This is a genomic window from Streptomyces sp. NPDC002867 (assembly GCF_053591895.1).
The window spans coordinates 254659-266190 of the sequence record NZ_JBSFUR010000005.1 but is presented as its reverse complement, the minus strand read 5'-3'; the positions used below and the strand labels follow the sequence as shown (position 1 = coordinate 266190).

11 protein-coding genes are annotated in these 11532 nt (G+C 71.3%); 5 read left to right on the top strand and 6 right to left on the bottom strand.

Annotated features, from left to right (window positions below; all coding sequences use genetic code 11):
* Positions 1–28 precede the first annotated feature (28 nt).
* Together ACWD0A_RS07370 and ACWD0A_RS07365 are read left to right on the top strand one after the other, a co-directional pair.
* Positions 29–1588 (top strand): APC family permease, encoded by a 1560-nt coding sequence (locus ACWD0A_RS07370; RefSeq protein WP_451295484.1) that lies wholly within the window; start codon positions 29–31, stop codon positions 1586–1588.
* Entirely contained in the window at positions 1585–3132 is a 1548-nt protein-coding gene (locus tag ACWD0A_RS07365) for a GMC family oxidoreductase (protein ID WP_451295482.1), read from the top strand. The genes ACWD0A_RS07370 and ACWD0A_RS07365 overlap by 4 nt, the downstream gene beginning before the upstream one ends.
* A gap of 70 nt (positions 3133–3202) precedes the next feature.
* Here ACWD0A_RS07365 and ACWD0A_RS07360 read toward each other — a convergent pair whose 3' ends face one another.
* The 5 genes from ACWD0A_RS07360 to ACWD0A_RS07340 all read right to left on the bottom strand — a co-directional run bounded on the left by ACWD0A_RS07360 (position 3203) and on the right by ACWD0A_RS07340 (position 8744).
* A complete protein-coding gene (locus ACWD0A_RS07360; protein WP_451295559.1) occupies positions 3203–4111 on the bottom strand; it encodes an aldo/keto reductase in 909 nt (302 codons plus the stop codon).
* Between the two features lie 78 nt (positions 4112–4189).
* Positions 4190–4954 carry an amidohydrolase gene (locus ACWD0A_RS07355; protein ID WP_451295480.1) on the bottom strand — a complete coding sequence of 255 codons (765 nt, stop codon included), beginning with the start codon at positions 4952–4954 and terminating at the stop codon, positions 4190–4192.
* 15 nt (positions 4955–4969) lie between these two features.
* Complete coding sequence (locus ACWD0A_RS07350) at positions 4970–5482, bottom strand: GNAT family N-acetyltransferase (protein ID WP_451295478.1); 513 nt, start codon at positions 5480–5482, stop codon at positions 4970–4972.
* 219 nt (positions 5483–5701) lie between these two features.
* On the bottom strand, positions 5702–7285 hold the full coding sequence (locus tag ACWD0A_RS07345; protein WP_451295476.1) for an amidohydrolase: 1584 nt from the start codon (positions 7283–7285) through the stop codon (positions 5702–5704).
* A gap of 13 nt (positions 7286–7298) precedes the next feature.
* The gene (locus tag ACWD0A_RS07340; protein WP_451295474.1) at positions 7299–8744 is read right to left on the bottom strand and encodes an APC family permease; all 1446 of its coding nucleotides are present in this window, start codon (positions 8742–8744) and stop codon (positions 7299–7301) included.
* 123 nt (positions 8745–8867) lie between these two features.
* Between ACWD0A_RS07340 and ACWD0A_RS07335 the strand changes: the two genes are divergently transcribed.
* Together ACWD0A_RS07335 and ACWD0A_RS07330 are read left to right on the top strand one after the other, a co-directional pair.
* On the top strand, positions 8868–9500 hold the full coding sequence (locus ACWD0A_RS07335; protein WP_451295472.1) for a TetR/AcrR family transcriptional regulator: 633 nt from the start codon (positions 8868–8870) through the stop codon (positions 9498–9500).
* Positions 9501–9596: 96 nt separating this feature from the next.
* Positions 9597–9752, top strand: coding sequence for a DUF6131 family protein (locus ACWD0A_RS07330; RefSeq protein WP_177151518.1), 156 nt, complete (start codon positions 9597–9599; stop codon positions 9750–9752).
* A 120-nt stretch (positions 9753–9872) separates the two neighbouring features.
* Here the strand turns inward: ACWD0A_RS07330 and ACWD0A_RS07325 are convergent, their stop codons facing one another.
* The gene (locus ACWD0A_RS07325) at positions 9873–10523 is read right to left on the bottom strand and encodes a TetR/AcrR family transcriptional regulator (RefSeq protein WP_451295470.1); all 651 of its coding nucleotides are present in this window, start codon (positions 10521–10523) and stop codon (positions 9873–9875) included.
* Between the two features lie 130 nt (positions 10524–10653).
* Here ACWD0A_RS07325 and ACWD0A_RS07320 point away from each other — a divergent pair, with 130 nt between their 5' ends.
* On the top strand, positions 10654–11532 hold the full coding sequence (locus ACWD0A_RS07320) for a metal-dependent hydrolase (protein WP_451295468.1): 879 nt from the start codon (positions 10654–10656) through the stop codon (positions 11530–11532).

Below are 11532 nucleotides of genomic sequence, written 5' to 3'. Positions count from 1 at the left end.
CTCTCCTCCACTCGTCCAGGAGTTACTCATGACCTCTGCCCCACCCGGCCCCGTCCCGGCCGCTGACGACGCCGAACTCGCCGAATTCGGCTACCGTCCCGAGCTCAAGCGCACCCTCGGCAATTTCCACACCTTCGCCGCGGGCATCTCGTACATCTCGATCCTCACCGGCACCTTCCAGCTGTTCTACTTCGGCTACGCCACCGGCGGCGCCGCCTACTGGTGGTCCTGGCCGATGGTCTTCGCCGGGCAGTTCATGGTGGCGCTCTGCTTCGCCGAACTGGCCGCCCGCTATCCGGTCGCCGGGAGCATCTACAACTGGTCGAAGAAGCTGGGCAATCCGCACGTCGGCTGGCTCGCCGGCTGGATGATGCTCCTCGCCTCCGTCGTCTCCATCGCCGCAGTCGCCCTGGCCTACCAGCTGACGCTGCCGCAGATCTCGTCGTTCTTCCAGTTCGTCGGGGACGGCACCGGGAAGTACGACGTGGCCACGAACGCGGTCCTGCTGGCCGCCGTGCTGATCCTGTTCACCACGGTCGTCAACGCCTTCGGCGTGAAGCTGATGGCGAGGATCAACACCGCCGGCGTCTTCATCGAACTGATCGCCACCGTCGTGCTGATCGTGCTGCTCGCCGTCAACGTCGTGCGCGGACCGCAGGTCGTCACGGACACGGCGGGCACCGGCTCCGGCCAGTCCTTCGGCTACCTCGGCGCGTTCCTGATCGCCTCGCTCGCCTCCGCCTACGTCATGTACGGCTTCGACACGGCCGCCTCGCTCGGCGAGGAGTCGCTGGACCCGTCGCGCAACGCGCCGCGCGCCATCATCCGGGCCATCGTCGCCTCCTTCGTGCTCGGCGGACTCATCCTGCTGCTGGCGCTGATGAGCGTGTCGAGTCTGCGCGGCGAGAAGCTGTCGACGGAGGGGCTGCAGTACGTCGTGCTGGACGTGCTCGGGCCGACGGCCGGCAAGGCGATGCTGTGGTGCGTGCTGATCGCGGTGACGGTGTGCGCGCTCGCGGTGCACACGGCCGCGGTCCGGCTCGCGTTCGCCATGGCCCGCGACAACAATCTGCCGACCTCGTCCCGGCTGGCGAAGGTCAGCCCACGGTTCGGCACGCCGGTCCTGCCGACCGTCATCATCGGGGTGCTGGCGCTGGCGATCCTCGTCGTCAACATCCGCCAGCCGCAGATCTTCACGGTGGTCACCAGCATCGGCATCATCATGATCTACCTGGCGTACCTGCTGGTCACCGGACCGATGCTGGTGGCGCGGCTGCGCGGCAGGTGGCAGCCGGCCGAGGGCAGGTTCTCGCTGGGCCGGTGGGGACTGCCCGTCAACATCCTCGCCGTCCTGTGGGGCGGGGCCATGACCCTCAACCTCATCTGGCCGCGGTCCGCCGTCTACAACGCCGCCGCCCCCTACCACTGGTACCTGCGCTGGGGCGCGGTCCTGTTCGTCGGCGCGATCGCGGCGGGCGGCTTCGCCTACTACTGGTTCGTCCAGCGGCACCGTACGGGCGTACTCGCCGAACACGCGGCCGTCGCGTCCCCGGAGCCCGCCCAACTGAAGGAGGTCACCACCCCATGACCGAAGACTTCGACTACGTCGTCGTCGGCGGCGGAACCGCGGGGAACGTCGTCGCCGCGCGGCTCAGCGAGGACCCGTCCGTCACGGTGTGCGTCCTGGAGGCGGGGCCGAGCGACGTCGGGGACGACAACGTCCTGAGGCTGGAGCGCTGGATGGGCCTGCTGGAGTCCGGCTACGACTGGGACTACCCGGTCGAGCCGCAGGCCAGCGGCAACAGCTTCATGCGGCACGCCCGCGCCAAGGTGCTCGGCGGCTGCTCGTCGCACAACTCGTGCATCGCGTTCTGGGCGCCGGCGGAGGACCTGGACGACTGGGCCGCGGCCGGGTGTACGGGCTGGAGCGCGGCGGACCTGTTCCCGCTGTACCGCCGACTGGAGAACAACGACGCGCCGGGCGACCACCACGGCCGCACCGGCCCGGTGAAGCTGCGCACGCTCAAGGGCGGCGATCCGTGCGGGGCGGCGGCGCTGGAGGCGTGCGCGCAGGAGGGCATACCGACGACGGCGTTCAACACCGGGACGACGGTGGTGCGGGGCGCCAACTGGTTCCAGATCAACTCGGACGAGAACAACATCCGCCAGTCGTCGTCGGTCGCCTATCTCCACCCGGTGATGGACAAGCGGCCGAACCTGGAGATACGCACCGGGGTTCGCGCCAGGAAGCTGGTGTTCGACGGCCGCCGCTGTACCGGCGCCGAGTACCTGGACCCCGATCTGGTCCACACCCGCACGGTCCGCGCCCGCCGTGAGGTGGTCGTCTCCTGCGGCTCGATCGACACCCCGAAGTTGCTGATGCTCTCCGGGATCGGCCCGGCGGCGCATCTGCGGGACGTGGGCGTGGACGTGCTCGTCGACTCGGCCGGGGTCGGCGAGAACCTCCAGGACCACCCCGAGGGCGTGATCATGTGGGAGGCGAAGCAGCCGATGACCACGACCTCCAGCCAGTGGTGGGAGGCGGGCATCTTCTACGACACCGAGCCGGGTCTGGACCGGCCGGACCTGATGTTCCACTACGGCTCGGTTCCCTTCGACATGAACACCGCCCGCCACGGCTATCCGACGTCCGAGAACGCCTTCTGCCTGACGCCCAACGTGACGCGCGCGAAGTCGCGCGGCACGGTGCGGCTGCGGACGCGCGACTACCGCGACAAGCCGATGGTCGACCCGCGGTACTTCACCCACGAACACGACGTGCGGGTGATGACCTACGGCCTGAAGCTCGCGCGCCGCATCGCCGCGCAGCCCGCGCTCGCCGGCTGGGCCGGCGCGGAGCTCGCGCCGGGGCCCGATGTCCGCACGGACGACGAACTGCTCGACTACATCCACAAGACGCACAACACCGTGTACCACCCGGCCTGCACGGTGAAGATGGGCGCGGACGACGATCCGGCGGCGCCCCTCGACGCCCGGCTGCGCGTGAAGGGCGTGGAGGGGCTGCGGGTGGCGGACGGGTCGGTCATGCCGGACCTCGTCACGGTCAATCCGTGCATCACCACGATGATGATCGGCGAGAAGTGCGCCGACCTGCTCCGCGAGGACCGCTGAGCCGTCCGCGACACGCGGCGGGGCCTTGCCGGGTCGCCCGGCGCGGCCCCGCCCGCGCAGTGGTGTCCGGTCAGGGCAGCGGTTCGCCGCGCGCGGTGAGCCAGAGCTCGTACCACTCCTCGTGGCTCAGCTCCGGGTCCTGCCGCACGGCGTCGCGGCAGGCACGGATCCGTTCGGGGCGCGCGCTGCCGACGACCGGTGCGATCCGCGCGGGGTGACGCCGCAGCCACCACAGCAGGATGGTCTCCGGCGTCGTGCCCTTCGCCTTCGCCATGGCGGCGACCAGTTGCGCGGTCGCCTCCTCGTCGGCCGTCTCCTGCAGGCCCGTGTAGCGCCCCTGTGCGAGGGCGCCCCACGCCTGAAGCCGCACCCCGTTGTCCCGGCAGAACTCGACGGTCCCGAACGGGAAGCCGTTGGCCGCGGCCGCCGGGGTGTTCACCAGGACGCCGGCTTCGAGCCAGTCGCGCCGGTGGAGGCTCATCTCCAACTGGTTGGCGACCAGCGGGACGTCGAGCCGGGTCTGTAGCTGCGCGATCTGGGCCGCCCCCATGTTCGACACGCCGAAACGGCGCACCAGACCCTCCCGGTGCAGTGCGGTCAGCGCCTCGGCGAGGTCGTCCGGGTCCGCCAGCGGGTCCGGGCGGTGCAGCAGCAGGACGTCGATGACGTCGGTCCGCAGCCGCGTCAGGCTCTCCTCGACCCGGCGGCGGACGGTGCGGCCCCGCAGGTCGTAGATGCCGGGCCGGTCGCCGTCCGCGAGCCGGATGCCGCACTTGGTCTGCACGACGATGCGCTCGCGCAGCCCGGGCGTCCTCGCGAGCACCTCGCCGAAGACCGCCTCGGCCTTGCCGTGCCGGTAGATGTCGGCGTGGTCGAAGGTGGTGATGCCGCACTCCAGCGCCGCCTCGACCACCGCCTCGGCCTGGGCGATCTCCTGCGCGCCATAGGGCTCGGTGTCCCAGCCCCCGCCGAGCCCCATGCACCCGTAGAGCACCGTTTCCTGGTGTGCGTCGTCCTGTGTCGTCACGCCCGTCACCCTACGACGGCCTGTCTTCGGTCAGCCGCCGTATTCCACCCGGCCGCCGACCACGACAGTCTCCGCGACGGTGCCGGGGATGTCCTCCGGGGCCGAGCGCAGGATGTCGCGGGAGAGGACCACGAAGTCGGCGGCCTTGCCGATCGTCAGCGAACCGCGGTCGTTCTCCAGGAAGTTGGCGTACGCGGAGCCCATGGTGTACCCGTGGACCGCGGCCGCCACGCTGATCGTCTCCTGCGGCATCCAGGGCTCGCCGCCGCCCAGAGGGCGCCGGGTGACGGCGGTGTAGATGCCGATCATCGGGTCCATCTCCGCCACGTTCCAGTCACTGGAGAGGGCGAGTACGGCCCCGGCCTCGTGCAGACTGCGCAGGGGCCACGCCTTGTGCCAGCGGCCGGCGCCGACGTTCTCCGCCCAGTCCTTGCCGGGCCCCGCGACCTCGGGGGCGCAGTGACGGGGCTGCATGCACGCGACCACGCCCAGGCCGGCGAAGCGCGGAGTGTCGTCGGGGTCGAGGCATTCGACGTGGACGATCTGGTGGCGGGCGTCTCGCGGGCCGTTGACCGTGCGGGCGTGCTCGACAGCGTCCAGCACGGTGCGGATGCCCCGGTCGCCGGTGGCGTGGACGAAGCACTGGAAGCCGCGGCCGTCCAGCTTCGCCAACAGGCCCGCGAACTCCTCGGGCGGGTAGAAGGTGTCGCCGCGGTGGTGGCGGCAGCCCGCGTACGGTTCGAGAAGGGCCGCCGTGCGGGGCTCGACGACGTCGTCGCGGGACGCACCCGCCACCGGCCCCCGGGCGGTTCACCGCCGAGTCGGGTCCGCTGCCGTCATGCGGAAGCGGGCCGTGGCCGCGTCGCTGCTCCAGCGCCGCAGCCCGGCCTTCTCCAGCACACGGACCGAGGCCGGATTCGAGAGCTCCACCCGGGCGTGCACGGTGTGGACTCCCGGTGCCGTCAGGGCGAACTCCGCGAGGGCGCGGGTGGCTTCGGAGGCGTAGCCCCGGCCCCGCCGGGAGGGCACGATGCCGTACCCGATCTCCACGGCCCCGTCGGTGGGCGGCCAGAACAGGCCGATGGAGCCGACCACCAGCCCGGTGTCCCGCTCGATGACCAGCCGGTGCCCGTACGCGTGCAGGGCGTCGGGGTTGCCGGTGACGAAGCCCGCGATGACGCGGTCGCCGTCGGCGGGGAAGTCCTCCGCCCAGTGGGCGCGGTGAGTGTCACCGAGGACGGCGGCGAGTTCACCCGCGGACCAGGTCCGCAGGACGAGGCGGTCGGTGGTCAGATCCGTACCGGCCGATGAGAAAGAAGACACGCGACTCTCCTGGTCGTGTTGACGACCGGGCCGCTCACCCTGCGCGTGCGGCCCGGACAAGGGCATGCTGATGGCGGGCCTCGCAGGCCATATTCATCAACCTCCCTCGTCGCAGGGGCAGTCGCGGCTCTCGCACGCCGGGGAATCGTAACAGCGGGCATCGCCCCGCCGACCGGAATACCTTGCGGGCCCGGCGGACACACCGGGCCCGCCGCCGGGCTATGCCGCCGACCGGTGGGTGATGCGGCCTCCCGTCATGGTCAGCAGGACCGGCGCCTCGGCGACCTCGTCCGCCGGGGCGTCCACGGGATCGAGGCCGAAGGCGGTGAGATCCGCCCGGCGGCCGGGAGTGATCCGGCCGGACACGTCCTGTTCACCGCCGGCCACGGCCGCGTGGGTGGTGCAGCCCTCCAGGGCCATCAGGCCGGTCAGTCCGGCGCGGGAGGACGCCGCGCCCTTCGGGGCGCGGGCGGTCGCCAGCACCTCGCGGGCGTCGTAGTGCGCGATCGGCCAGTCGGAGCCGAGCGCGAGCCAGGCGCCGGCGTCCCGCAGGTCCCGGCAGCGCCAGGCCCGGCCGGACCGTTCGTCCCCGAGCCGCCGGGACCACTCGTCGGTCCGGTCGGCCCGGGTGTACGCGGTGTGCGGGGGCTGCATGGAGGCGATGACGCCCAGCTGGGCGAAGCGGGGGATCTGCTCCTCGGGCACGGTCTCGATGTGTTCGATGCGGTGCCTGAGCCGCGCGCCGGCGCCGAGCGCTTCCACGGTGTCCAGCACGTGCCGCACGGCGGCGTCGCCGATGGCGTGGGTGGCGGTGCGCACACCGGCGGAGTGCAGTCGGTGGACGGCCGCGGCATACGCCTGCGGATCGGGCCAGAAGGCGTCCGTCCCCTGGCCGTGGCAGTCGGCGTGCTCCAGCCACGCGGTGCCGCCCTCGACCGTGCCGTCCATGAAGAACTTGACCCCGTCGACGCGCCAGCGGCGGCCCGCGCGGGACTGCAGTGCGATCAGCTCGTCCAGGTCCGCGGCGCTCGCACCGGGCATGCACCAGGGAGCGAGGCGCAGGCGCAGCGGCAGGTCGCCCTCCTCCTCGACGGCGGTGAGGAGTTCGGGGACGTCGCCGTCGCCGAGGTCCATGACATGGGCGCCGGTCAGCCCGGTCGCCGCCATCGCGGAGAGCAGTTCGACGAGCCGGGAGCGGCGCTCGGCGACCGACGGCTTGGGCACGAGTCCGCTCACCAGGTCCATGGCGGCGTGCTCGATCAGGTGCCCGGTGGGACGGCCCGTGCTGTCGCACACCACGGTGGCCCGCTGCTCGAAGGACCGGGGGCCTTCGATACCCGCGGCCCGCAGTGCGGTGCCACTGACGAGGGCGGAGTGTCCGTCGTAGAGCCGGATGAAGGCGGGCGCGCCGGCGAGGACGTCCTCGATCAGGTCGCGGTCGACGGGCTTGCCGCCGAAGACGTTGTGGTCGAGACCGTACGCGGTGATCCATCCGTCGGTGGGAACCGCCGCGCGCAGGGCGGTGCGCAGTTGGCCGAGGTCGCGTACGCGGGAGAGGTCGGTGCCGGTGGCCATCTGCAGTCCCCACACGGGGTGGCTGTGGCTGTCGGTGAGGCCGGGAACGACGGTGGCACCGGGCAGGTCGATGCTCACGGTGTCCGGCCCTCGCCACGGGCGTACGTCGTGCTCGTCCCCGACGGCGGTGATCGTGCCGTCCTTGACAGCCACGGCGGTCGCGTGCGGACGGCCGGGGTCGAGGGTGCGGACGCCTGCTGCGGTGAGGACGATGTCTGCGGTGGGCACGGGCTGTTGTTCCTTACTCGTTCGGTTCGGTGGCGAATCCGGCGTACACCTCGGGCCGGCTGCGACGCAGCCACAGGGCCAGCGCGACGCCGAGGAGGAAGACGGCGGGGACGAGCGTGACGAGGACGGTGTTGACCACCGGCGAGGCGCCGGTGAAGAGGGCGACCTTCGAGACGACGAGCCAGATGGCGACGACGAGCAGGACGGCGGCGGTCACCGGTGCGACGACGGTGCGCATCCGGCCCTCGCGGTGACTGATGCGGCGGAAGTAGCACGGGACGGCGACGGCGGCGAGCAGCATCAGCGCCATGAGCCCGATCATGCCGGGGGTGTTCACCCACAGGAGCAGTTGCGTGTAGGGGTCGGCTCCGGCGGCCGCGAAGCCGACGACGACCAGGGCTCCGAGGACCGTCTGGGCGATGCCCGCGACATAGGGGGAACGGTGGTGCGGGTGCACCTTCGCGAGCGCCTTGGGCAGGACGCCTTCCTCGGACAGTGCGAGTCCGTAGCGGTTGATGGCGTTGTGGAAGGCGAGGAGCGACGCCAGGATGCTGGTCACGACGAACACGTGCATCAGGTCCGCCGCCCAGCTGCCGACGTAGGTGGTGATGGCGGCGAAGAACAGTCCGCCGGGGTCGTCGGTGGCCGCGGCGACGACGGCTTCGTCGCCGAATGCCTGGATCACGGTCCAGACGATGAACGCGTAGAAGATGCCGAGGAATCCGACGGCGATGTAGGTGGCACGGGCAATGGTGCGGGCGGGGTCGCGGGCCTCGCGGCGGTAGATGACGGTGGACTCGAAGCCGGTGAAGGCCGAGAAGGCGAAGGCGAGGACGGCGGCGGTGCCGGGGACCAGGACGTGGCCGGGTGCGAAGGAGTCCAGCCCGATGCCGCCCTCGCCACCCTTGATCAGGACGCCTGCCGCGAGCAGCAGGAGGATTCCGGTTTCGGCGAGGAGCAGGACGCCGAGGACCTTGGCACCGAAGTCGATCGAGCGGAAGCCGCCCCACCAGATGAGCAGCAGGCCCGCGAGCGAGACGGGCAGCCAGGGGATGTCGATGCCCCACAGGGCGTGCGCGGTGTCGGCGGTGGCCGTTCCCAGAAGCCCGTAGACGCCGATCTCCATCCCGTTGTAGCCGATCATCGCGAGCAGGGCGGCGCCCATGCCGACGGGTTTGCCCAGGCCCCGGGTGATGTAGGCGTAGAAGGCGCCTCCGCTGCGGACGTTGCGGCTCATCGTGGTGAAACCGACGGCGAAGATCGCCAGGGTGACTCCGGCGAGCAGGTAGCCGGCCGGGGCGCCGATGCCGCCGAGCACGATGGCGATGGGGGCGACGCCGGCCATCACCGTGAGCGGGGCGGCGGCGGAGACGACGAAGAAGGCGATGTCGGCGGTGCCGAGCGTGCCCGAGCGAAGGTCGGGAGCGGAGCCGACTCTCGCCTCGGTGGTTGCGGACATGCGGGGGAAGCCCTTCTGCGAAACGGCGGGAGGGGGCGCGATCCATAAACCTAAAGGCTTTCGGTTGTGGCAATGTAGCTTCCGCTTGGGCATCCGGGAAGACTTCGACGGGGAGCAGCACACATGGGACGGCCGCGGACACCGCTGCTGGACAGGACGCGTATCGCCGCGACCGCTCTGCAACTCATCGACGAACAGGGCGAGTTCAGCGTCCCGCAGGTCGCCCGGCGGCTGGGCGTGCAGACCGCGTCGGTCTACCACCATGTGGACGGCCGGGACGGGATCGTCGAGCTGATGCGGGAGCGGGTGTGCGCGGCGATCGACTCGGGGACCCTCGATCTGCGCCCCTGGGACACCGCCATGGCGATGTGGGCCCGCTCCTACCGCGCGGCCTTCGCCGCCCATCCGCGGGTGATCCCACTGCTGATGACCTCGCCCGTCCGCGCCCCGAAGGTCCTCGAGCAGTACGAGCGGGCCGTCGGCCTGCTGCTGGGCGCAGGATTCCCGCGCGACGAGGTGATGAACGTGATCATCGCCCTGGAGAACCTGGTCCTGGGCTCGGCCCTCGACATGGCGGCGCCGCAGGCGATGTGGGAGCTCGCCGACGAGGCGGCCACACCTCAGCTCGCGAGCGCGCTGACCGCGCTGTCGCCCCGGCGGGCGGACGCCGCTTTCGAACTCGCCCTCCAGGGATGCGTCGCACACTTCCGTACGCTCCTGCCGGCCCCGGCGTCCCACCCCGCCCCGCAGCCGTAGGGCCGTGCGGCGATCCGGGCCCAGGGTCCCCCGTTTGCTCCCGCGGAGAGTGGAAAGCCGTACAGCATAGGGCCGCTCCGACAACGGAGGGAAAAAATGATCATCCTCGGGCTGATACTTCTGATCGTCGGCGCTGTGGCGAATATCGGCATTCTGTGGACCATCGGCATCATTCTGGTCGCGGTCGGAGCGATCCTCTGGCTGCTCGGCGCGGTCGGTCACGCAGTCGGCGGCCGTCGCCACTATTGGTGACCGTCCCCGTCGCAACGCCGCCCCGCAGGGAGCACCACCTGGTACGCAGCACCGTCCCGAACAGCCCACCGCCTCGTCGGCCGCCGGCCGGCGGGGCGGTGGTGCGCGGGCGAGGGTCCGTCACGGGGACGGCCGCACACCGATCCCGGCGAGGATGCGCTCCCAACGGGCGTCGTCGTCGACCGCCGTCCCGACCAGGGCGTAGAAGCTGCGTTCACACAGCTCGATGAGGGCCGTCCGGTCCATCGAGGGCTCCTCCAGCCACGCCAGGACGACCTCCTCCATGTACGCGAGCCACCCCGCCACGGCGAGCGCGACGGCGGGGGTGTCCGGCGCGCCCGCGGCCCTCAGGGCGTCCGAGAGCCATCCCGCGAGCGTGGTCCGGGCCGAGCGGTGCAGGGTGCGCACCCCGCTGCCCGTGTTCAGCCGGGTGACGGCCTGATAGACGGTCGGGTGCCGGGACACGTAGTCGACGAAGGTCTCCATGCCGGAGCGCAGTTGCTCGGCGGGACCCAGGGCCGGATCGGGCCGGACGTGTGTCAGCAGCTCCTCGGCAGCGGCCTGCAGGATCGCCTGCCGGAAGGTGCGCTGTGACCCGAAGTAGTGGAACAACAGCCCCGGCGAGACGCCGGCCTCGGTGGCGACGGCCTCGACGGAGATCTCGTCGATGGTGCGGACCTCGAGCACACGGCGGGCCGCGGCCAGGATTTGGGTCCGCCGGTCGGTCGGAGGCATCCGGGACGCGCGGGCGGAAGAGCTGTGCCGAGTCATGCGCCCATTCTATTGACAAGAAGTCAATAACTCCTACTGTTGAGTAACCCTCAATAAGGCGCGGCCGGGACGCCGCCCCTTTCCCGGGTCCTGCCCATCCCCTCTCCACGCGTCGGAGGAGTGTGCCCGCATGAGCACCACGGAAGAGCACGACGATCTTGTCCTTCAGCCACGGGACGTCAGCTTCGACTGGGCGAGCCTGCCGCTGCACTGGATCCCCGGCCGGCCGATGGCGACCCACGTGATCAACGTCCTCCACCTGCTCCTGCCGGAGGGGGAGCGCTGGTTCGTACGCACCTTCCAGGAGGCGCTGCCCCTGATCACCGACGAGAAGCTGCGCGAGGAGGTCCTCGGCTTCGTCGGACAGGAAGCGGTCCACGCCGAAGCTCATCAGGGCGTCCTCGACCACTTCCTGGCCCGGGGCCTCGACCCCCGTCCCTACGTCGAGCAGGTCGAGTTCGTCTTCGGCCGGGTCCTCGGCACGCGACCGGGCCTCTCCGAGGTGCGGCGGCGGGAGCAGGTGATCGAGCGCGTCGCGATCATCGCGGCCGTCGAGCACTTCACCGCCTTCCTCGGCGACTGGGTGCTCAACGCGGAGGGACTGGACCGGGCCGGTGCCGACCCGACGATGCTCGATCTGCTCCGCTGGCACGGCGCCGAGGAGGTCGAGCACCGCAGCGTGGCCTACGACCTGCTGCGCCATCTGGACCCCGGATACCTGCGGCGCATCCGCACCATGGCCATCGGCGCCCCGGTGCTCCTCCACCTGTGGATCCGCGGGGCCCGGTTCCTGATGGCGGCCGATCCGACGCTCCCGCCGGGCGCGCGGCCCACATGGCGCGCATACGGGGAGGCCGCCCGGCGCGGGTTGCTGCCACGGCTCGGCAGGCTGACGCGCTCCGCCTCCCGCTATCTCAGCCCCCGCTACCACCCCTCACAGGAGGGTTCGACCCGGCAGGCGGTCGCCTACCTCGGCTCCTCTCCGGCTGCCCGCGCCGCCGCGCACTGA

Bases quoted from the DNA above. Each gene is read 5' to 3' on its own strand.
- ACWD0A_RS07325 (WP_451295470.1), bottom strand. From the start codon at position 10,523: ATGACTCGGCACAGCTCTTCCGCCCGCGCGTCCCGGATGCCTCCGACC.
- ACWD0A_RS07370 (WP_451295484.1), top strand. From the start codon at position 29: ATGACCTCTGCCCCACCCGGCCCCGTCCCGGCCGCTGACGACGCCGAA.
- ACWD0A_RS07335 (WP_451295472.1), top strand. From the start codon at position 8,868: ATGGGACGGCCGCGGACACCGCTGCTGGACAGGACGCGTATCGCCGCG.
- ACWD0A_RS07330 (WP_177151518.1), top strand. From the start codon at position 9,597: ATGATCATCCTCGGGCTGATACTTCTGATCGTCGGCGCTGTGGCGAAT.
- ACWD0A_RS07340 (WP_451295474.1), bottom strand. From the start codon at position 8,744: ATGTCCGCAACCACCGAGGCGAGAGTCGGCTCCGCTCCCGACCTTCGC.
- ACWD0A_RS07360 (WP_451295559.1), bottom strand. From the start codon at position 4,111: ATGGGGCTCGGCGGGGGCTGGGACACCGAGCCCTATGGCGCGCAGGAG.
- ACWD0A_RS07320 (WP_451295468.1), top strand. From the start codon at position 10,654: ATGAGCACCACGGAAGAGCACGACGATCTTGTCCTTCAGCCACGGGAC.
- ACWD0A_RS07365 (WP_451295482.1), top strand. From the start codon at position 1,585: ATGACCGAAGACTTCGACTACGTCGTCGTCGGCGGCGGAACCGCGGGG.